Here is a 20,111-nt window from a genome sequence, read left to right as displayed (position 1 = left end):
CGGGCCGCGTCGGAGAGTCATTTGCCTCTCCGCGAACCTGGAGGAAGCGCGATGATTACACGTCGTTCGGCCCTGCTTGGGGCCGTGTCGGGCGCCGCATTCGGTGTGTTCGGTACGAGGCGTGCCAGCGCTGATCCGATCTCGCTTAAAGTTTCGCACTATCTGCCGCCGAACCACACCTTCCACCGCGAAATCGTCAAGTGGGGCGAGAGCCTCGCGCAGCAATCCGACGGCCGGCTGACGCTCAACATCTTCCCCGCATCGCAACTCGGCCCGGTGAATCGTCAGTTCGACTTGGTCCGCAACGGTGTCGCCGACATAGCTATTGGCCTGCATGGCGCGACACCTGGCCGCTTCCATATGACCGATCTGATATCGCTGCCTTATGTGGCGCCGAAGGCCGCTAATAACAGTGCCATCACCTCACGCCGTCTGACTGAGTTGGCTCCGACCTATCTGAGCGGCGAACACGCCGGGATGAAGATTCTCTGGATGGCAGTCACCAATCCCTTGCTGTTCCACACCAGCAAGCGACAGATCACCAAGCTCGACGATTTCAAGGGGCTCCGGATCCGCTACGCCGGCGAGCAGTTCGCGCAGATCATTCCGCTCCTCGGCGCCGCGCCATTGGCGGTGCCGCCGGCGGAGACGGCGGATAGCCTTGCCAAGGGAATCGTCGACGCCGCGACGTTTCCCTATGAAGCTTGCCAGAGCTTCGATCTCGCAACCGTCCTGAAATATTCGCTCGAGCCGGGCATGAGCACCGCGAGCTTCGCGGTCGTGATGAATCCCAACAAGTTCAAGTCGCTGTCGCCGGACCTGCAGCAACTCATCGACAAGACCACGGGACCGGCGATGGCTGAGGAATTCGGCGCAGCATTCAACGTCAGCGAAAAAGCCGGACGCGAATACATGCTCGCCAAGGGAATCCAGATTTCCCAACTGCCTGACAATGAGCTTGCCCGGGTGAAGGACACCCTTGTTCCTCTGCGGGAGCGGGCGCTCGCGGAGCTCACCAAGTCGGGAAGATCCGGCGAGGAGTTTTTGAACGCCTATACCAACTGACGATCAGCGAACGGCACTGCGCGCCGGGTCTCGTCCGGCGCCCCCGAAGCCCATTGGAGATTCGCATGGCGGTCGGTCCGCTCGAACGTTTTTCGACGCGCCTGAAGAACGCGCAGGTGCGCCTCGCGATGGTCGCCCTGGTCATCATGATGTGCAGCACCTGCGTCGATGTTGCCATGCGCTTCCTGTTCAACAGGCCGATCCAGGGTGCCTACGACATCGTCGAGGCCTGTCTGGTTGTGTTCGTATTCCACGGCCTGTCGGCAAGTTTCTTTGCCCGCAAGAACATCGTGATCGACATCGTCGATTCCGTCGTCAGCCCCTCAGTCGAGCGCGTCCTCGTCCGGCTCTCCGATATCGTGTCGATCACCCTTCTGGTGCTGATCAGCCTCGCGATGATCTCGCCGGCGCTGCAGGCCTATGACTATGGAGATCGCAAGCTTGAGCTGGGTCTGCAGATCTGGGTGCTGTGGCTCTTCGCGATCGTTGGTCTGATCGGCACGCTCTTGTCCGCCCTTGGTCCTCTGTTTCGTCCCGTTCCGCCACGGCGTCAGGCGCTTCACGGACAGGACGCGGAGGTCGCATGAGCGTGCAATGGATCGGCGCCATCGGGGTCCTTGCCCTGTTCGTGCTGCTGTTTTTGCGAATTCCGGTCTGGGCAGCGCTGATCATCGTTGGCCTCGCCGGAAACACCATGATCAGCGGCTGGTCGGCAGCGTTCGTGACGCTTGGAACGACGCCTTTCGACGTCGCGAATTCCTATCCCCTCTCGGTTGTTCCGCTATTCATTCTGATGGGGGACGTCGCATCGAGCACGCGCCTGTCGGCGGACCTGTTCAATGCGGCGAGAGTTCTGCTTTCGGGCGTGAGAGGTGGCCTTGCGGTTGCTGCGATCGGCGCCTCGGCCTGCTTTGGCGCTGTCTGCGGTTCCTCGATCGCGACCGCAGCCACGATGTCACGTATTGCCTTGCCGGAAATGCGCAAAGCCAATTATGCCGACGGTCTTGCTGCCGGAGCGATCGCAGCCGGCGGCAGCATCGGCATTCTCGTGCCGCCATCGATCATCCTGGTCATCTACGGCGCGATTGCCGAGCAGTCGGTTCCGAAGCTGTTCGCGGCGGCTCTGCTTCCGGCTCTGATCTTGACGGCTGCCTATGTCGTGCTGGCGCTGGTCACAGCGCATCTCAACCCGAAGCTCGCACCGATCGGCAAGCCCTCGAGCTGGCGCGAGCGCGCGGCGGCATTGCGGCAGCCCTGGCAATTCGTGCTGCTGTTCACGTTGACCATCGGCGGCATCTACGGTGGAATATTCAGCCCGACCGAAGCTGCCGCGCTTGGCGCCTTTGGTGCGATACTGCTCGGGATCCTTGGACGGCGCCTATCGATGTCGCAACTGTTCGAGGCCGTCGAGGGGGCCGTGATCACCTCTTCGCTGCTCTTCGCCATCATCATCGGCGCGACCTATTTCGCGAACTTCGTCGTCCAGACGCAGTTGCCTCAACTCCTCGCCAGCACCGCGAAGTCGCTGCACCTGCCTGGACTGGCCGTGATGTTCATCATCATCGTCGCCTATGTCCTGATCGGCTGCTTCCTCGAGGGCATCGGAATGGTGCTGATCACCGTTCCCGTATTCCTGCCGCTGGTCGTGCAATACGGCTACGACCCGGTTTGGTTCTCGATCATCGTGGTGATCGTCGTCGAGCTCGGCTTGATACATCCGCCCGTCGGCATGAACCTGTTCGTGATCCAGGCGCAGGTGCCCGATATCAGGCTCGGCAGCATCTATCGCGGCATCCTGCCATTCCTGATCGCGCCTTTCGTGCTGCTCGCGCTGTTATTGATTTTCCCGCAGCTCGCGCTGTGGCTACCGAAGGTGCTCTATGGCTGACGCCGCGCTTGAAATCGTGCTCATCACGGAAGACGTTCCCGGTTTGGCCGTAGGTCTCGCACAAGCCTGTCCGACCATTCGGATTCATACGGGCAGCGCCGCGTCCGAGGTGCTGGACCGGGCGGAACGAGCGAGCGTGCTCATCGGCCTGGCGCAGACCATCACGCCTGCATTGGTTGCCGCGACGCCGAAGCTCCGCTGGATCCAGGCGCTGACCACCGGGGTTGATCCGCTCCTGGCACTCGGCCTTCCGGAGCAGGTGATCGTCACGTCCGCCCGCGGCGTGCATGGCCCGCAAATGTCCGAAATGGCATTCATGCACATGCTGGCGCTGGCGCGCGATCTGCCGCGCATGGTCGCGAACCAGCGTCGTCACAGTTGGGAGCGTTGGCCTCAGCGGCTGCTGCTCGGCAAGACCGTTGTGCTCGTGGGGATCGGCGCCATCAGTGAAGAGCTCGCGCGCCGCTGCAAGACGTTTGGCATGCGGGTGATCGGAATCAGCGATGCGCGCACGTCGGGAGAGGGCTTCGACGAGGTCCGCGCCCGCGCCGAGCTTGTCGCGTCTGCCGCAGAGGCGGACTTTCTGATCGTGATGGCGGCTTCGACGCCGCAAACGCGCCATTTAATCAATGCCGAGGTCATGGATGCGCTGCCCTCGCACTGCTTCCTGATCAACCTGGCGCGAGGCGCCGTGGTGGACGAAGCCGCGCTGATCGCCCGGCTGAAGGCCCGTCGTATCGCAGGGGCGGGTCTCGACGTTTTCGAGGTCGAACCGCTATCCGCCGAAAGCGAATTGTGGAGCCTGGATAACGTGCTGGTGAGCCCGCATCTCGGCGGCATGAGCGACAGCTACGCGCAGCAGCTCCTTCCGCTGGTCGTCCATAATCTGCGCGCTTTCGCCGCGGGAGAGATTGCGCGCATGCAGAACCGAATTTCCCTCGCGCCGACCGGAGCCAAGGCATGACCAAGGACGAGCGAATACCTGTCCGGATCAGCGACCAGGAGCTGGCGCGACGCTGGTCGGCACTGCGCAGCGTGATGAAAACGCGGGATCTCGATGTAGTCCTCGTGCAGGCCACCAATGACTGGCTCGGCGGAAACGTGAAATGGCTGACGGATATTCCGGCCAACAACGGCTATCCGCGCACCGTGTTGTTCTATGCCGATGACCTGATGACGGTTGTCGAGATGGGAGTCTTCGGCGGCAGCCGATCTCTCAAAGGAGAGGATGCGATCCATCGCGGTGTCGGCACGATCCTGACGACGCCATCGTTCCCGTCGATCGACTACACGGTTCGCTACGACGCCGACCTCGCGCTGGCGGATTTGCGTGCCCATGGGGTGCGCAGGGTCGGCCTTGCAAATGGCACCGGCTTTCTTGCCGGCTTCAGCCAGGTGCTGCGCGACGGCCTCGCCAACATCGAGATTGTCGATGTCACCGAGGATCTCGACGGGCTGAAGGCGATCAAGAGTGCCGAAGAGCAGGGTTTGATCCGCCGCGCAGCCGCCCTTCAGGATGAGGTGTTTAACCACGTCTGTTCGATCATTCGCCCCGGCCTGCGTGACATCGACGTGACCGCGGCTGCGCAGATGAAGGCACAGGAGCTCGGGAGCGAGCAGGGCATCTTCCTTGGCGCGTCCGCGAAGGTCGGCATCCGGTCACCATTCATGGGCCGTCATTTTCAGGGCCGGACGCTTGCGCAAGGGGACCACCTGTCCCTGTTGATCGAGGTGAACGGTCCCGGCGGGTTCTTCTGCGAGATTGCACGCACATTGGTGTTGGGCAAGGCGTCGGCCGGACTGCTCGAGGGTTTTGCAGCGGTGAAGGCAGCGCAGGACCACACGTTGTCGAGGCTCAAGCCGGGGACAAAGGCCAGCGATATCGCAGCCGCCCACGGTGATTACATGACTGGCCGAGGCCTTCCGCCGGAAATCCGCCTCTACTCTCACAGCCAAGGCTACGACATGGTCGAGCGGCCGCTGATCCGTCGCGACGAGACGATGACTATTGCGGCCGGCATGCATCTGGCAGTGCATCCGGGGTACGAGACAGATTCCATCTTCGCGGTCATCTGCGACAACTACCTGATCGGTGCGGATGGGCCTGGCCCATGCCTGCATCGAACCGAGAAGAAGATCTTCGAATTGTAGTGCAGGCGAAAGCAACGCTGCAGGGAGGAGGCATCGATGAAGTGCGCAGGCTTGATTGCGGCGGTAGGCTATCTGGTGTGGGTCGGATCGGCTGCATCGCAAGAGGTTTTCCAGATCCGTTCCGCGGCCTTTGAGGACAATGGCGTCCTGCTGCAAAAGTACGGTGGGAAAAATCCGAAGAACCCGAACTGCGTGGGCGACGATATTTCGCCGCCGCTGAGCTGGTCGAATGTTCCGACAGGAACGAAAAGCCTGGCGCTTCTGATATACGATCAGCAGGGGATGAACGGCCTCGGCGTGTCCCACCTCATCGCGTACGGTATTCCGCCCTCGGTGACCGGACTTGCCGAAGGCGAGGCAAGTGCTCCATCGGACAAGTTCGTCGGCGGAAAGAACACTGTTGGGACTGTCGTCTATACCGGACCATGTCCGCCGGCTGGTACCGGCCTGCACCACTACGTTACCACGTTGATTGCGACGGACCTCGAACCTGCGACCCTTTCGCCCGGCCTCACGCAGGACGAATTGCTCCAGGCGTTGAAGGGCCATGCCAAGGCAGCGGCAGGACTGGTTGGGCAACAGGCCCATCCGTGACGGTGGCGCAGCGCTGCGGCAGGCTGGTAATCTCCGCCCGAACAACCCTCGGGCACAGGTGAAAGGCCCAGACAGGTCAAGGCACCGGTCCAACTATATGATCATGATCATTTACGGACTGGATGCTGCTGAAGTCGGCATCACGATGCGTGCTCGTTGCAACTAGCCTCCGCGGTCCGCGGATGCACCTTCACCTTCTTCAGCGCCCGCGCGCTTGCGGCCGCGGCCGCGGCAACAGCCCCTGGAGCAGGATCTCCAGGCTTTCGCGGAACTGGTGCAACCCGTTCGCGACCGGGCTTGGCGGCGCCGCCAGCCATTGGCGAACCTCGATTTGGAAGATTGCAAAGACAACCGAGGCGATGCGGCTGGCTTCCAACACGTCGCCGATCTCGCCCCTTTCCTGCGCCCGTTTCGTGATTTCGCGGCAGATGGACGTCATACGGCTTCGGGTCTCGGTAAATCGCTTTCCCTGCGTGCCAGCCTCGTAGAAGGTCATCTCCCGCAGCACCAGCCGCGCCAGTTCGCGCTCTTTTCCGAAGAACTCATAGACGACGCCCAAGGACGTGGTGAGATTGTCGAGGAACGGTATATCCAGACCAATTGCCTCCCGAGCGCGATGAGAGGCGAGTTCAAGCTCGTCATTCACGGTGAGGAACAGCAAGTCGCGCTTGTTACGCGCATACAGAAACAAGGTCGCCTGCGCCACGCCGGCGACCCTTGCGATCTCCCGTGTGCTGGTCTCGTCGTAGCCCCTGGTCACGAACAGGGTCCGCGCTGCACCCATAATTCGGCGCAGCTTGTCTTCCTTGTTGAGTTCGCGTCGACCCTTTCGCGGCCTTGCTGGCTTACGGGACATTGTATTCCTCCTGACCGTCAAAAAAGCACTTGACGCTGGCTCCGTCAAAAATAATCATGATCATAATAATAGGTCGCCGACTTGTTCACGAGCGACGGCGCTGAGGGCGGGCGGATGCTCGGCCCCCGACTGGGAGGAAATAAGTGACAAACAGCGAATATCGCCCGGAAGGCGTGCATCTTGTCGGCAGCATTGGCCTGGAGACCGCTGACGAGGTCTTTCGGACGGTGGGACAGCAACTCGGCCGCTGCTTGCGTCGCATCCCGGATGGCGAGCCGGGACCGCGCCGCCTCTGGGTCAGTTTCCAATATCCCCTGCTCAGGGCGAGTCCCTTCCTCCGTCCCGATCCGAGCGGGGCCGTGCGCAAGACCTCGGGCTTCCCGCTGCTCTGTCTCGCAAGTGATGCCAACGCGCAGGAGTTGCGATTCGGCGAGCTCGGTTATGCGCTGGAGGCGCGCACTTCTTATCAGGATTTTGTCGAGGCGCGGAGGCGCGGGGACATCGCGCCCGATGTGCGATTCCAGGTCTGCCTGCCAACGCCGATGAGCGTCGTTTACGCCTTCTGTACGGCGACTGACGTGGCGGCAATTGAAAGTGCCTATGAAGCGGCGATGCTGCGGGAGGTGGACGCGATCTGCAGCCATATTCCGCATGATGACCTCTGCCTGCAGTGGGACGTCTGCCACGACATGATCCTCTGGGACGGGCAGCCGCAGGACCAGTTTCCCGCAGTGAACGCATCGCGGGCGGAGATCGCAGCGCGCTTTCCCCGACTGTGCGCGTGGGTTCCCGACGCCGTCGAACTCGGCGTCCACCTCTGCTATGGCGATTTTGGCGGCAAGCACTTCTTCGACCCGGTTACCGCGCGGCATCTCGTGGACATCGCCAATGCCATCGCGTCAGGTGTGAGGCACGCCGTTTCCTATATCCATCTGCCCGTTCCCTTGCCTCGCGCAACGGATGAATTCTTCGCGCCAATGAGGGAGTTCAACCTCGCGCCGGATACGCAAATCTACCTTGGCCTGCTTCACGCCTCCGACGGTATCGAGGGGGCCAGGCAACGGATTGCGCTCGCCAACAAATACGTGCCGCGTTTCGGTGTCGCAACCGAGTGCGGCTTCGCGCGCGCAAGACGATCAGACGTCGTCTATCGCCTTCTGGAACTGCACGCAGCGGTCGTGCAGGAACGCTGATCGACTCGGAGGAAGTCATGAGTGCCGCGCCATCCTCAGCCATCGAGCTCTTCGCAACCGACGCCTTGCTCGATCCCTTTCCGCTGTACCGTACGCTTCGCGACCTCGGACCGGTGGTGTGGCTCGAGGCTTACGGCATGTTCGTATTGCCGCGCTACGCCGGGGTTCGCGCCGCGCTCGAGAACTGCCAGGTATTTTCGTCGGCGGGCGGCGTCACAATGAACGACGAGATGAATGAGAAGCTCCGCGGTGGCCTCCTGTGCAGCGACCCGCCGACGCACGACGTGCTGCGCCGGGTGATCGAACGTCCGCTGACGCCCAAGGCCATCTCCGCCTTGCGCGAACGCGTGACAGCGGAGGCGGAGGCGTTGGTTGAGCGCCTCGTGGCCAAGGGGACATTCGACGTCGCAACCGAGCTGTCGCCGCATCTTCCCGTCTCGATCGTATCGGAACTTGTCGGGCTGCCCGAAGAGGGGCGCGAACGGATGCTCGATTGGGCGCCCGCGAATTTCAATTGCTTCGGCCCGATCAATGAACGGACGAAGGCCGCCTTTCCGATCGTCGGCGAGATGGTTCAGTACGCATTCACTCAATGCGTGCCCGGCAAGCTGAAGCCCGGCGGCTGGGCGCAAATGGTCTGGGACGCCGCTGAGCGCGGCGAGATCGACCGAGACATCTGTCCCTTCCTGATGAACGACTATATGGGGCCGTCGCTGGATACCACGATCTTCGCGACCACCAGTGCGATCTGGTTGTTTGCGCGCCACCCCGACGAGTGGAATGTCATCCGCAACAATCCCGCCTTGCTGCCGCAGGCCATCAACGAAGTCGTCAGGATCGAAAGTCCCATTCAAGCCTTCTCGCGCTATGTCGCGAAAGATCATGATATCGACGGCCTGGTCATGCCGGCCGGCTCTCGCGCAATCGTCCTGTACGGCTCGGCCAACCGCGATGAGCGTAAATGGGGCGATCCAGACAATTTCCGGGTGATGCGAAACGCCAGCAACGAGCACCTCGGCTTCGGTTTCGGCGAGCACCACTGCGTCGGAAACAATCTCGCGCGCATGGAAATTCGCGCGCTTCTGACAGCTTTGGCAAAACGCGTGAAACGGTTCGAACTACACGAGATGAAACGCGGCGTGAACAACGTGCTTCGGGGCATCGAAAAGTGCGTGGTGTCGGTGCATTGACCGGCGATTTCGACAACGAAGCAAAACGAGCCGATACCAACGCGGGACTGTGTTGAAAGGGAGGATGATATGACGTCGCGCGCCTTGGATGTTGGCAGCCTGATCGACGAGTCTCGTTTCAGCCCGATGCAGGTCCGCGTCGTCATACTATGCGGGCTCGCGTCGATTCTCGACGGGATCGACACCCAATCCATCGGCATTGCTGCTCCCGATCTCGCAAAGGTCCTTTCGCTAACTCCCGCCGGTCTCGCTCCGATCTTTTCCGCCGGTCTGCTCGGCGCATTGACGGGCGCCTTGGCACTTGGAACGCTTGCCGACCACATCGGCCGCAAGCGGGTCCTCATCATTTCGACGGTGCTGTTCGGCTTCTTTAGCTTCCTGACCGTATTCGTATCCTCGTTCGGGGCGCTTCTCGTGCTGCGCTTCCTGGCTGGACTGGGTCTCGGCGGGGCGGCCCCGTGTTTTACAGCGCTTGCCGCCGAATACACGCCGAGCCGAAAGCGCCCAATGGTCATCGGACTCATGTGGGCGTCCTTCCCGCTCGGCGGCATGACCGGCGCTTTCACCGGGGCATGGCTGATCAAGGTGTATGGTTGGCAGTCCGTGTTCTACGTTGGCGGCGTGTTGCCGATTTTCCTTGCGCTTGTCATGATTTTCACGGTTCCGGAATCCGTCAGGTTTCTCGCTCTGCGGAAGGAAGCCAGAACCAGGGTGCGTGAAATCGTCACGCAGATCACCGGGCGAGCGGTCGGGGAGCACGACAGTTTCATCGCGACCGATCATATGCATGGCCATGCCGGGGTTCGAAGTCTATTCACTGAAGGACGTCTGACGACAACGCTCCTGCTATGGATCGTCTTCTGCATCGCCTTTACGATTCTGGTCTTCATCCCCCTGTGGGGGCCGACGCTCCTGGTGCGGCCGAACGGACTTCTGCCGTCACAGGCCTTTGCGGTCGTGGCGCTGAACAATGGCGGTGCTGTCGTGGGAATGCTGATGTGCGGGGTGTTGATCGCCAAACTCGGCCCCTTCAAGTTGCTCTCCGCAGCCTTCGTGCTCGCCACAATCTTTACCGCCGCCGTTGGCCAGCTGCCCGATCACGCTGAGTTGACCATGGCATCGGCTTTTTTCAGCGGCCTCTTTCTGGGGGGCGGTGGGGTTGGGGTCATCGCACTGACCACGGCATTCTATCCGACGCTGATCCGTTCGACCGGTCTCGGATGGGGCTTGGCTATGGCCCGCGGCGGCCAGGTATGCATGCCGCTAATTGCCGGTGGGATGCTGCGCGGCGGCCTCGGGGCCAGCGAGATTTTCTGGGTGCTCGGCCTTCTGCCTGTCGTCGCCGCGATTGCAGTTCTACTGCTCAGTCGCGATCGCAACAGGATCCACATCGCACCCGGAATGACCGTGGCAGCGCATTGATGCTGATAGACCGGCGTAGCTTGCCGTTCATTCGATGCGACGACGCAGTCGGCTACTCGGATGTCCGTCGCGGCTTCTCCGGCCGAGCCGGTCGATGCTCGGAAGCGCCGACCTCCCCGAATTTGGCGATCACATGGGCCGGCAGCGCGCGCGCCTCTTGCGGCGGCAGGCCTAGCACTCTCAGGATCATTTCGGCGGCGTCTTTCTCGAGCCGCAAGTCTTTCGGATGGCGCAGGCGCTCTCGTAGGGTCGTTCCCACGATTGCAAGCACGCTGGTCAAGAGCAACTCGCTCAATTCCACATCAAAATGTCCCTGTTCGATGCCGATGGCAACGTCCTTGCGAATTCCCCGGGAAATCTGATTGCGGAATTCGCCCGTATCCATCATCGCCTCGGCAACGAGCGAGCCCCATTCCGGATCCGATGCCGCCAGCCCGATGAAATATTGCGTGGCCAGGGCCACCCGCTCGGCACCGTTGCTGACCTCTCGAATCGCTTCGTCCACCTGGCCGACCAGCGAGGCGGCGACCGCATGGGCGACCGCGTCGGTCAACTCGGTCTTGTCGCGGAAGTGATAGTAGAACGTGCCGTTCGCCACATTGGCGATGGACGTGACCTCGCTGATCGAGGCGCCCTCAATCCCGTATTTGGCAAAGGCGGTCACCGCGGCGTCCATGAGCAACGCCTTGGTCCGAGAGCGCTTGTCCTGGTCGCTCGCCTTGGTTTGGAAACGCCTGGTCCGCACTGGCCCGCCTCTTCGCCCGCTTGTCTGGCATAGCTCATCCGAAGCGGCGACGTAAAGCGCTCGGCCGGAATTGACAACGCTCTCAGTTTTGCTATGACGAAATTGAGAGTGATCTCAGTTTCTGGAGGGCGCCCAATTCGCTGGTCCACGGAAAGAAGGACAAAGGGATGGAAACGGCACTGATCATCGACAATACGGATTGTCTCGCATCCGATGGCCGGTCTTTCGAGCGTCGCGATCCGGTGACCGGACAGGTGGCGAGCCGCGCGGCGGCGGCGACTCCCGAGGATGCGCGCCGCGCGGTGCAGTCGGCGGCAGCCGCGCTGCCCGCCTGGAGCAGGCTCGGGCCGAATGCAAGGCGGGACATCCTGGAGAAAGCAAGCGCGTTGCTGCTCGATCGGGCCGCCGAGCTGCAGGGCATCATGACGGCGGAGACCGGCGCCTCGAAACCCTGGTCCGGATTCAATCTCAGGCTCGCAGCCAGCATGCTGCGGGAAGCTGCCGCCCTGACGACGCAGATCAAGGGCGAAATCCTTCCAAGCGACAAGCCCGGTGCCTACGCCTTCGCGATACGTCGTCCGGCCGGCGTGGTGCTGTCGATCGCGCCGTGGAATGCCCCGATCATTCTCGCCGTGCGGGCCTTTTCGACCGCCTTGGCCTGCGGCAATACGGTGGTGCTCAAAGCCTCGGAAATGAGCCCGGGCACGCAGTACCTCCTAGCCTCGGTGATGCGTGATGCGGGTCTGCCGCCAGGCGTCCTCAACTTCATCACCAATGCGCCCGCGGATGCCGGCCGGATCGTGGAAACCATGATTGCCGCGCCCGAGGTCCGACGCGTGAATTTCACCGGCTCGACCCGCACCGGCCGCATCGTCGCGCAACTGGCCGCGCAGTATCTGAAGCCGGTGCTTCTCGAACTCGGCGGCAAGGCGCCGCTGCTGGTGCTCGATGATGCAGACGTCGATCACGCGGTCCGGGCCGCCGCCTTTGGCGCCTACATCCATCAGGGCCAGGTGTGCATGTCCACGGAGCGGATCGTGATCGACACCAAGATCGCCGATGAATTCGCCCAGAAGCTGGCGGCCAAGGCGAAGACGATCGTGGCTGGCAACCCGCATGCCAGCGACGTGCCGCTCGGCGCTCTGATCGGCGCGGATGCCGCGGTGCGGGTCGACGGGCTCGTCAAGGACGCTGTCGCCAAGGGAGCGGATTTGCTGGCCGGCGGCAAGGTCGAGTCGGCCATCATGGATGCGACGTTGCTCGACCGCGTCACGCCGCAGATGAAGATCTACTACGAGGAATCGTTCGGCCCCGTCGCCTGCATGGTCCGAGTCCAAGGCGTCGAGGAGGCCATCCGGGTCGCCAACGATACCGAATACGGCCTGTCGTCCGCGATTTTTACCCGCGACGTCAAGCTCGCGATGCAGATCGCCGAACGCCTCGATTTCGGATGCTGTCATATCAACGGACCGACCGTTCATGACGAAGCCCACATGCCGCTCGGTGGCATGAAGGCGAGCGGCTATGGCCGCTTTGGTGGCCAGTCCGGCATTAACGAATTCACGGATGTGCAGTGGGTCACGATCGAGGATCCGGCCCAGCATTATCCGATCTGACGGCGCAAAGCCTGCGCGGGCCGATCGACGGCCCTGATCCACATCATTGTTTCGGGAGAGAACGCGTGACGACGGACCTGTATGATTTCGTGGTGATCGGCTCTGGCCATAACGGCCTGACCGCGGCGGCCTATCTCGCCAAAGCCGGGCAGAAGGTCCTGGTCGTGGAGCGCAACGATTGGTATGGCGGCGGCGTCGTGACGAAGGAGCTATTTGCACCCGGCTTCAAGTTCGATCTGCATTCCTCGCTGCACGTCAACATCCAGGCCAATCCGCTGATCCTGAACGACGAGCTGGGGCTGTTGTCCAAATATGGACTGAAGTACCTGCACCCCGATGCCGTCTACTCGACCATGTTCGATGATGGGACCTGCCTGATCACCTACAAGGACGTGGAGCGAACCTGTCAGTCCATCGCAAAAATCTCGCCCAAGGATGCCGACGCCTATCGGCGCTTTGCGGGGATGAGCATGAACATCGTCCCGCTGGTCACGCAAAGCCTGTTCGTGCCGCCGCCGCCTCAGGGGCAGTTCTTCGCTCTGCTGGATCAGAGCGTGGAGGGGCGGGAGATCTTTCGCGCCCTTCAGATGAGCAAGCTCGAGATCTGCCGCGAATGGTTCGAAAGCGAAAAGCTCATCATTCACCTTCTGAAGTTCGCGGCCGAGACGCTGACCGCGCCAGAGGACAAAGGTACCGGCTTCATCCTCTATACGATGCCCGGCATGGTGCACACCTATCCGATCGGGGTGCCGATCGGCGGCAGCGGCGCGCTGGTCGATGCGCTGATGCGCTGCCTGAAAGCGAACGGCGCCGAATTCCGCGAGAAGTCCGAGGTGGTCAAGGTCCTGGTCGAAAGCGGCCGCGCCGTGGGCGTTCGCCTTGCCGACGGCAGCACCATCCGCGCGCGTAACGGCGTCGTCGGCCAGATCCATCCGTGGCTGTTGGGGAATCTGGTCGACGGATTGGACGAAGGTCTGGTCTCGCGCGCCAAGCGAACCCAGACCGGCGCCTTCGCGATTATGCCGCAGCACATGGCGCTTCGCGAGCCGCCGAAATACCGCGCCGGCGACGAGGCCGGGCGCGTCATCTTGGCGAATTATGCACCGTCGACGCTGGAGCGCTTCCTGCGCGTCTTCGACAACTTCAGGTACGGCGATATGTGGGCCGAGGGCTCCGATGACACGATCATGGCCTCGCACATGCAGTGTCAATTCGACCCGACCCAGGTTCCTGCCGGCAGTGCGGCCATCACGGTCTACGGCTTCGGTCCGTTCGACCTTCGCAACGGCGGAGCATCGGCGTGGGATGATCGCCAGCAGGAGGTCGCCGACTGGTTGCTCGAGCGCTATCGCCAATACGCCACGAATATCGACGACGCCAACATCATCGGCCGTCGCTTCGACACGCCGCTGGAGATTTCGCGGCATTCGCCGATGTTCCAACGCGGCGATGTGAGCGGCCTCGGCGAGTATCTGCACCAGATTGGCGCGCACCGTCCGACGCCGGAGCTCGCCGGACTCGGCGTTCCCGGGGTGGAGCGGCTTTACCTGACCGGCACGGCCATCAATGTGTCCAGCGTCAGCGGTGCGGGTCGGGCGACCGCGATCAGGATCTGCGACGATCTCGGCATCGATTTCGACAAACTGACGGCTCGATGATGAAGATCTACACGCCAGAAAAAGCCGAGTTGCTGCGAGTCACCGCAGTCCAGACCCATCCCGACGGCGTGCTCATCCAGGGCAAGATCATGGGCAGCATGCCGATGAAGGCGATCTTGCGCCCGGAAGAGCTGCGCGCCGGGTTCGCCTTCCTGACGCCGAGGCTTGCTTGGCGAGTCTTGACGATGCTGTTTACTAGGTCAGCGAAAGGGCGATCTTGACCGTGCAATTCTTCCAGCTGCCAGCGCTGCACTTCGGGGCGGGAGCGGTGCGCGAGCTCGCCGGCGAGCTCAGCCGATTGAACGTCGACAATCCGCTGCTGTTGACCGACCGGGGCGTTGTCGCGAGCGGCACCTTCGAACGCGCCAGCGCCGTGCTCGGCACGAGCCGCGGCGTCGTCTTCGACGCCATACCGGAGAATCCGACATTCGCCGGCGTCGACGCGGCGTTCAGCCGCTTCTGTGAGGCGGAATGCGACGGCGTCGTGGCCATCGGCGGCGGATCGGTCATCGATAGCGCCAAGATCGTTGCCGTACTTGCCAGGCAAGGCGGGACGGCGGCCGATTACGTGGGTTTTTCCGAGCGCATCGGACCGCGAGTCGCACCTCTCATCGTGATTCCGACCACGGCTGGCACGGGTAGCGAAGCGTCGCCCGATGCCGGCGTCCATCCGGATTCCACGAGTCTGTCCTCAGGGGTGACCAGCCGGCACGTCGTTCCCAAGGTCGCGATCTGCGATCCGATGATGACGCTCACGCTTCCGACTCGTCTCACCGCGGCAACCGGGCTCGATGCGCTGACGCATTGTATCGAGGGCTTTCTCGCCGAACCAGCTTCTCCGGTCATCGATGCCATGGCGCTGGACGGAATTGGGCGGGCTTGCCGATACCTGCGTGCGGCTGTCGCTGATGGCGGCGATATCATCGCGCGACAAAACGTGATGATGGCTGCCTTTGAAGGGGGAGCTGCGATCGGCAAGGGCCTCGGACCTGGCCACGCGATCGCGATCAGCTGCGGGGATCAGGGGCTGCATCATGGCGTATTGTCGGCCATCGGCGTCTTGGCAACCGTTCGCTTTCAGACGATCCACGTTCCGGACAAAATCGGAGCTGTTGCACGGGCAATGGATCTTCCGGGAGCGGCCGATGTCGAAGGCGGATTGCGTGTCCTCATGCGGGGCGTTGGCCTTCCCCTCACCCTGCACGAGGCGGGCTATCAAATTCGAAATATGAAGGCGCTGGCGCGCCAATGTGAGGCGAGCCCTTTCAACCGGGCGAGCCGGTATGCCCCCTCCGCAGCTGACTTCGAGGAGATGCTTGCATCAGTCGCGTCAAGCTGAACCGGTTCGTAGACGCGCTCGCAGATGCGGTTGCCCCCTACGACGCATTCTCCGTGAAACCGGAATTGATGTCCGGCGTTGCCGGACTGTTCGAAATGTTTCCAAGTGGCTGGGTGGGGCGAAAATGCTTAGGGTCGAATCTTCGATGGAGCGGAGCCAAACTCTTCGCTAAACCTGCGAGAGAAGTGCGCGAGATTCGTAAATCCCCAATAATAAGCAATCTCCGAAACCGATGCTTTCAGGCGATCGCGCCTGAGAAGATCCTCCTTGCACCTTTCGAGCCGCAAACGCATGATCGTTTCAGAAAGGGACTCTGGCTCGTCTCCAAAAAGCCGGTGAAGTTGGCGTGCGCCGAGCCCCATCTCGTCGGCTATGAATTTCGGCCCGAGCTTGGGATTGCGCAGATTAGCCAAGATAAGCTGCTTGATCCGCTCGATCATGAGCAACTGATAGTTGGTGCGGCTGCCTCTGATCGTCTCATAGGCAAGTTCCAGTCCTTTCCAAACCTCGTCTTCTATCGTCTGATCAAGAGCGCTGTTCTCACTAAAGGGATGATGTCGCCGCAGAATCTTCCGCAGACTCTCTGATACGTATCGCCCGGCGCCAAGCGCACCGTCGAAACAGAATGTCTTGCTGAGATTCCAGGCTGGGAAGCGTTGTCGAAAGTCTTCACCGCGAAGCTCGAATATGACGTGCCGCATCTCCCCCGGGAAACCGTGCATGTAGGGTTGATTGGTGTCGTAGAGGACGCAGTCTCCCTCGTTGAGTACGAGACAGTCGTTGGCCCTATTGACGAACGCCTTGCCACGGCTCAGCAAGGTGAGGAAAACCGCATCCTTTTCGATCCTGCGGATCAGGTCGGGAGTGCGCTCGACGACATGCTGTCCACCCGCGATATCGATCAGCTTCATTGCGCCGAAATCGACGTACTGAAACTTAGCCTGAAGCCCGCTTGGCTCAAGCGACGTGCACCGAAGTCCGACGACCCTATCAGCGCATTTTTCTTCCCAAAAGCTGATGCGCCGGAGCGGTGGAACCGCCGCGGTGTCGAATTTGATAGGCCCTCCCGCACGGCCCTGCTCGGCAAGGCAAGCTGCTTGCATGTCCCCTCCCGGAAATACGTGCATATTTTTGCAACATGCTAGCCGGTTGGCTCAACTGGTTCAACGGCGATAAGGCCGTCCGCTTGCCTTCGAAACAGGCACCAGAAACCGAACGTCTGCACCAGGACGGTAAACTACGTGGTCTGTTCTCCTGAATCCAAGTTGATATCACTCGGGATTTACGACGATTTTCACATCTGCCGGGTTGGACAGCAAACGCTCGAAGCCGTCTTGGACGACTTCCGCCAGCCGGATCTCTCGGGTTACGATGTTTGACGGATCGAACAGACCCGCAGCGACCAGGGCGATAAGGTCCGAATAGACGTGCCGGTAGCCGACACTTGAGATCAGATCGATCTCCCGATTCACCAGCCCGAAAGCGTCCAGACTAGGTGGCTTCCCGAAAAGGCCGACGAGGACCAGGCGCCCTCCCTTTCGCAGCACATTGAACGCGCTTGTGAGGGCGGACTGAACGCCGACGGCTTCGAAAGAGATGTCGACGTCCCGGACATGGTCGGAAAGAGAATCGCGACCGGTGTTCACCGCGATGGTGGCGCCGAGCCGAGTAGCCATTTGCAGGCGCGCGTCAGAGAGGTCGCTGACGACAATCTCGCGCGCGCCCGCGAGCCTTGCCAGTTGAACAATCAACAGTCCAATGGGCCCGGCGCCCACCACGGCACAGCGCATTCCGGCGCCCAAGCCGCTCCGCCGGATGGCATGCAGGGCGACGGCAGCTGGTTCGAGAACAGCAGCCTGGGTAAAGGACACCTGATCGGGAAGCGCGTGGGCCATATAGGCCGGAACCGTGGCCTCGCCAGCCATGCCGCCATCGCCCATGAGCCCGGCAAAGCCCATCGACTCGCAAAGATTGTACTCCCCGCGCTGGCAAGCGCTGCAGCTTCCGCACCGGTACTCCGGCTCGACGACGACCCGCTGGCCTTCTCGGAAGCCGATCACGCCGCTGCCCACCTCGCTCACAGTCCCGCAGAACTCGTGTCCCAGGACTATTGGCGCTTTGCGCCGCGACAGCGCGTGCTCCTGTAACACCGGGATCGCGTGAGGGCCGTTGACGTATTCGTGGAGATCGCTTCCACAAATCCCGCATTTTGCGACCTTGATGCGCAGTTCACGGGCCGAGAGCGGAGCGCGCTGTCGAGCCTCTACCCTGATATCTCTCGCGCCGTACCAAACGGCGGCGGCAAACCGACGGTCGTCCACGGCAAACCTCAGCGGAATAGCTTGTCGATGTAGGCCGCGCCGATGCCGACCTTGTCGTAATGTTTACGCGCTAGGTCGATGTACGTATGCACGTCGAAATATCCGTCCGGATCACCTTTCTCGTTCAGCCAGATGAGAGGCCCGGTCACGTTGAACTGAACACGCATCGGCTCATCACTTTCATACGCGACCAGCGTATGGCCTTCGCCGGGGGTCTCGTAGACGAAATCACCTGCGGTCGCCGTCCAATCGTGCTCGAGATACCCCCACTTGCCGGAGATCGTGTAGGCGAAAACCTGATGAGGATGGTAGTGGCGATTTACCAGCCCGGCCTTCTTGGCCATCAGGATATCGCACCAGCGGTTTTGCGTCGGCGAGATCCAGAGGGGACGCGTTGAAACCGTTTCCGTGAGCGGGACGTAATAGCGCTCGTCGTCGATGGGCGCGTTCGGGATGTAAACTTCAGGCTGCGCGTCTGGCTGGAAGATCTTCTCGATCGGCTTGATGCTCTTCCAGAATTCGTTTGTGGCCGCCTCGGGCATCGGAATCCTCCGCTTGAGTTGAGGCGGGCACTGTTACACGAACGGCGCGCAGGCTGTTGCAGGGCTGCTTGATCCAGAGCGGCCGATCGTTTCGCTCATAGCGACATGGCTGGTTCTGGCTCGGGACAACGCGGGGAGCCTCGGCTATGAAACCGAGCCGCTGCTTGAGCGCGCCGGTCCAGCCCAGGCGTGTCGCGGACGCGGATACGGCGGCCAATGCAGCTCGAAGAAGCATGGCTAGAGGAAACAGAGGAGGGGAATATGGACAGCAAGCGTCTCAATGGTATGACGCGTCGGTCGATCTTGGCGGCGGGTGTGGCGGCGCTTGCAGCCCCCGCAGTCCTGCGAGCGAAATCATCCAGCACGATCAAGATCGGATTTGTGAGTCCGCGTACCGGGCAACTTAGTCAGTTCGGCGAGACGGACGAGTACGCTCTGAACTGGATCCGCAAATTCCTCGCAGACGGTCTCGAAATCCGCGGCAAGAAATACTCGATCGAGATACTCGACCGTGACGCACAGTCGAACCCCAATCGCGCCTCCGAGCTTGCCGGCGAATTGATCCAGAACGGCGAGGTTCATCTGATGGTGCCTGCTTCGACAACGGACGTGACGCTCCCGGTGTCCGAGCAATCCGAGCTCTACGGCGTTCCCTGCGTGTCATCGACGGCGCCGTGGCAAGCCGTGATCATGCCGCGCGGCGGCGGCCAGTTCCAATGGACTTACCATTTCTTCTGGGGCCTTGAGGACATCATTGGCACGTACGTCAACGTTTGGCGATCGGCCGAAAGCAATCACAAAGTCGGCTTGCTTCTTCCCAGGAATACGGACGGCGAGGTGTGGGGAGACGAGAAGATCGGCTTGCCGCCGTCCATGCGCAAAGCGGGCTTCGACGTTACGGCGCCAAGCAAGTTTCAACCTCGCACCAATGATTTTTCGGCGCAGATCGCGGAGTTCAAGAAGGCCGGCTGCGATATACTCGGGGGCCTTGTCTATCCGGGCGATCTGAAAACCTATGTGCTTCAATCCGCCCAGCAAAACTGTAAGCCGCGCGTCGTCACCGCTGCAGCGGGGCTGCTCTTCCCGTCTGCGGTCGAAGCGATCGGTCCGCTCGGAACGGGAATGAGCACCGAGGTGTGGTGGACACCCTCTTTCCCCTACAAATCATCGCTGACCGGCGAGACATCCGCGGAACTTGCGGCAAAATGGGAAAGCTCAACCGGCAAACAATGGACGCAGCCGCTCGGATACTCGCATGCCATTTGGGAGATCATCATCGACACGCTGCGGCGGAGCCATGATCCGCTGGATCGCGGAGCGATTCGGGATGCGCTCAAGACGACGGATCTGCACACATTGATTGGCCAGGTGAAGTTCGGCGGCGTGCACCCGAACGTCTCCAAGACGCCGATCCTCGGGGGCCAGTGGGTTAAGGGCGAGAAGCGCCCGTTCGATCTCAAGATCGTGGAGACCTCGCTTTATCCGATCATGGAGCCTGAGGGTAAGCTCATGCCAATGGCTTGGTGAGCCG

At 61.6% G+C, this 20,111-nt stretch carries 19 protein-coding genes; 14 read left to right on the top strand and 5 right to left on the bottom strand.

Annotated elements, in window-relative coordinates:
* Nucleotides 1-51: 51 nt before the first annotated feature.
* From RAD15_RS05660 to RAD15_RS05635, 6 genes are all read left to right on the top strand, one after another.
* Nucleotides 52-1,065, top strand: coding sequence for a TRAP transporter substrate-binding protein (locus tag RAD15_RS05660; protein ID WP_458175256.1), 1,014 nt, complete (start codon nt 52-54; stop codon nt 1,063-1,065).
* A gap of 65 nt (nt 1,066-1,130) precedes the next feature.
* The gene (locus tag RAD15_RS05655) at nt 1,131-1,652 is read left to right on the top strand and encodes a TRAP transporter small permease (protein WP_458175255.1); all 522 of its coding nucleotides are present in this window, start codon (nt 1,131-1,133) and stop codon (nt 1,650-1,652) included.
* Complete coding sequence (locus RAD15_RS05650; RefSeq protein WP_458175254.1) at nt 1,649-2,953, top strand: TRAP transporter large permease; 1,305 nt, start codon at nt 1,649-1,651, stop codon at nt 2,951-2,953. The genes RAD15_RS05655 and RAD15_RS05650 overlap by 4 nt, the downstream gene beginning before the upstream one ends.
* Nucleotides 2,946-3,917: a D-2-hydroxyacid dehydrogenase gene (locus tag RAD15_RS05645; protein ID WP_458175253.1), complete on the top strand. Its 972-nt coding sequence runs from the start codon at nt 2,946-2,948 to the stop codon at nt 3,915-3,917. Before RAD15_RS05650 ends, RAD15_RS05645 begins: the two co-directional genes overlap by 8 nt.
* Nucleotides 3,914-5,104 carry a M24 family metallopeptidase gene (locus RAD15_RS05640; RefSeq protein WP_458175252.1) on the top strand — a complete coding sequence of 397 codons (1,191 nt, stop codon included), beginning with the start codon at nt 3,914-3,916 and terminating at the stop codon, nt 5,102-5,104. The genes RAD15_RS05645 and RAD15_RS05640 overlap by 4 nt, the downstream gene beginning before the upstream one ends.
* Nucleotides 5,105-5,140: 36 nt before the next feature.
* The gene (locus RAD15_RS05635) at nt 5,141-5,698 is read left to right on the top strand and encodes a YbhB/YbcL family Raf kinase inhibitor-like protein (protein ID WP_458175250.1); all 558 of its coding nucleotides are present in this window, start codon (nt 5,141-5,143) and stop codon (nt 5,696-5,698) included.
* Nucleotides 5,699-5,897: 199 nt separating this feature from the next.
* Here RAD15_RS05635 and RAD15_RS05630 read toward each other — a convergent pair whose 3' ends face one another.
* Nucleotides 5,898-6,554, bottom strand: a complete 657-nt coding sequence (locus RAD15_RS05630; protein WP_458175248.1) for a TetR/AcrR family transcriptional regulator — start codon at nt 6,552-6,554, stop codon at nt 5,898-5,900.
* A 143-nt stretch (nt 6,555-6,697) separates the two neighbouring features.
* Between RAD15_RS05630 and RAD15_RS05625 the strand changes: the two genes are divergently transcribed.
* The 3 genes from RAD15_RS05625 to RAD15_RS05615 all read left to right on the top strand — a co-directional run bounded on the left by RAD15_RS05625 (nt 6,698) and on the right by RAD15_RS05615 (nt 10,359).
* Nucleotides 6,698-7,747, top strand: coding sequence for a hypothetical protein (locus tag RAD15_RS05625; RefSeq protein WP_458175246.1), 1,050 nt, complete (start codon nt 6,698-6,700; stop codon nt 7,745-7,747).
* A 65-nt stretch (nt 7,748-7,812) separates the two neighbouring features.
* A complete protein-coding gene (locus RAD15_RS05620; RefSeq protein WP_458175244.1) occupies nt 7,813-8,937 on the top strand; it encodes a cytochrome P450 in 1,125 nt (374 codons plus the stop codon).
* A 69-nt stretch (nt 8,938-9,006) separates the two neighbouring features.
* A complete protein-coding gene (locus RAD15_RS05615) occupies nt 9,007-10,359 on the top strand; it encodes an MFS transporter (protein WP_458175242.1) in 1,353 nt (450 codons plus the stop codon).
* A gap of 52 nt (nt 10,360-10,411) precedes the next feature.
* Here RAD15_RS05615 and RAD15_RS05610 read toward each other — a convergent pair whose 3' ends face one another.
* Nucleotides 10,412-11,035: a TetR/AcrR family transcriptional regulator gene (locus RAD15_RS05610; protein WP_458175240.1), complete on the bottom strand. Its 624-nt coding sequence runs from the start codon at nt 11,033-11,035 to the stop codon at nt 10,412-10,414.
* Between the two features lie 236 nt (nt 11,036-11,271).
* Here RAD15_RS05610 and RAD15_RS05605 point away from each other — a divergent pair, with 236 nt between their 5' ends.
* From RAD15_RS05605 to RAD15_RS05590, 4 genes are all read left to right on the top strand, one after another.
* Nucleotides 11,272-12,720: an aldehyde dehydrogenase gene (locus RAD15_RS05605; protein WP_458175238.1), complete on the top strand. Its 1,449-nt coding sequence runs from the start codon at nt 11,272-11,274 to the stop codon at nt 12,718-12,720.
* Between the two features lie 65 nt (nt 12,721-12,785).
* Nucleotides 12,786-14,378: a phytoene desaturase family protein gene (locus RAD15_RS05600; protein WP_458175236.1), complete on the top strand. Its 1,593-nt coding sequence runs from the start codon at nt 12,786-12,788 to the stop codon at nt 14,376-14,378.
* Nucleotides 14,375-14,599, top strand: coding sequence for a hypothetical protein (locus tag RAD15_RS05595; RefSeq protein WP_458175234.1), 225 nt, complete (start codon nt 14,375-14,377; stop codon nt 14,597-14,599). The genes RAD15_RS05600 and RAD15_RS05595 overlap by 4 nt, the downstream gene beginning before the upstream one ends.
* A 2-nt stretch (nt 14,600-14,601) precedes the next feature.
* Nucleotides 14,602-15,717, top strand: a complete 1,116-nt coding sequence (locus tag RAD15_RS05590) for an iron-containing alcohol dehydrogenase (protein ID WP_458176058.1) — start codon at nt 14,602-14,604, stop codon at nt 15,715-15,717.
* Nucleotides 15,718-15,845: 128 nt separating this feature from the next.
* On the opposite strand, the gene RAD15_RS05585 is transcribed toward RAD15_RS05590, so the two are convergent.
* The 3 genes from RAD15_RS05585 to RAD15_RS05575 form a co-directional block, all read right to left on the bottom strand.
* Complete coding sequence (locus tag RAD15_RS05585) at nt 15,846-16,820, bottom strand: helix-turn-helix domain-containing protein (protein ID WP_458175232.1); 975 nt, start codon at nt 16,818-16,820, stop codon at nt 15,846-15,848.
* Nucleotides 16,821-16,988: 168 nt separating this feature from the next.
* On the bottom strand, nt 16,989-18,038 hold the full coding sequence (locus RAD15_RS05580; RefSeq protein ID WP_458175230.1) for a 2,3-butanediol dehydrogenase: 1,050 nt from the start codon (nt 18,036-18,038) through the stop codon (nt 16,989-16,991).
* A gap of 8 nt (nt 18,039-18,046) precedes the next feature.
* Nucleotides 18,047-18,580: a 2,4'-dihydroxyacetophenone dioxygenase family protein gene (locus tag RAD15_RS05575; RefSeq protein WP_458175228.1), complete on the bottom strand. Its 534-nt coding sequence runs from the start codon at nt 18,578-18,580 to the stop codon at nt 18,047-18,049.
* A 216-nt stretch (nt 18,581-18,796) separates the two neighbouring features.
* Here RAD15_RS05575 and RAD15_RS05570 point away from each other — a divergent pair, with 216 nt between their 5' ends.
* Complete coding sequence (locus RAD15_RS05570) at nt 18,797-20,107, top strand: ABC transporter substrate-binding protein (RefSeq protein WP_458175226.1); 1,311 nt, start codon at nt 18,797-18,799, stop codon at nt 20,105-20,107.
* The last annotated feature ends 4 nt before the right edge of the window (nt 20,108-20,111 follow it).

It is taken from the genome of Bradyrhizobium sp. 14AA (assembly GCF_054185205.1).
This window is presented reverse-complemented; position numbering and strand designations above follow the sequence as displayed.

Excerpts from the sequence above, each read along its gene's own strand:
- RAD15_RS05660 (WP_458175256.1), top strand. The coding sequence starts at position 52 with ATGATTACACGTCGTTCGGCCCTGCTTGGGGCCGTGTCGGGCGCCGCA.
- RAD15_RS05655 (WP_458175255.1), top strand. The coding sequence starts at position 1,131 with ATGGCGGTCGGTCCGCTCGAACGTTTTTCGACGCGCCTGAAGAACGCG.
- RAD15_RS05650 (WP_458175254.1), top strand. The coding sequence starts at position 1,649 with ATGAGCGTGCAATGGATCGGCGCCATCGGGGTCCTTGCCCTGTTCGTG.
- RAD15_RS05645 (WP_458175253.1), top strand. The coding sequence starts at position 2,946 with ATGGCTGACGCCGCGCTTGAAATCGTGCTCATCACGGAAGACGTTCCC.
- RAD15_RS05640 (WP_458175252.1), top strand. The coding sequence starts at position 3,914 with ATGACCAAGGACGAGCGAATACCTGTCCGGATCAGCGACCAGGAGCTG.
- RAD15_RS05635 (WP_458175250.1), top strand. The coding sequence starts at position 5,141 with ATGAAGTGCGCAGGCTTGATTGCGGCGGTAGGCTATCTGGTGTGGGTC.
- RAD15_RS05630 (WP_458175248.1), bottom strand. The coding sequence starts at position 6,554 with ATGTCCCGTAAGCCAGCAAGGCCGCGAAAGGGTCGACGCGAACTCAAC.
- RAD15_RS05615 (WP_458175242.1), top strand. The coding sequence starts at position 9,007 with ATGACGTCGCGCGCCTTGGATGTTGGCAGCCTGATCGACGAGTCTCGT.
- RAD15_RS05610 (WP_458175240.1), bottom strand. The coding sequence starts at position 11,035 with ATGGACGCCGCGGTGACCGCCTTTGCCAAATACGGGATTGAGGGCGCC.
- RAD15_RS05605 (WP_458175238.1), top strand. The coding sequence starts at position 11,272 with ATGGAAACGGCACTGATCATCGACAATACGGATTGTCTCGCATCCGAT.
- RAD15_RS05595 (WP_458175234.1), top strand. The coding sequence starts at position 14,375 with ATGATGAAGATCTACACGCCAGAAAAAGCCGAGTTGCTGCGAGTCACC.
- RAD15_RS05585 (WP_458175232.1), bottom strand. The coding sequence starts at position 16,820 with ATGCAAGCAGCTTGCCTTGCCGAGCAGGGCCGTGCGGGAGGGCCTATC.
- RAD15_RS05575 (WP_458175228.1), bottom strand. The coding sequence starts at position 18,580 with ATGCCCGAGGCGGCCACAAACGAATTCTGGAAGAGCATCAAGCCGATC.
- RAD15_RS05570 (WP_458175226.1), top strand. The coding sequence starts at position 18,797 with ATGCAGCTCGAAGAAGCATGGCTAGAGGAAACAGAGGAGGGGAATATG.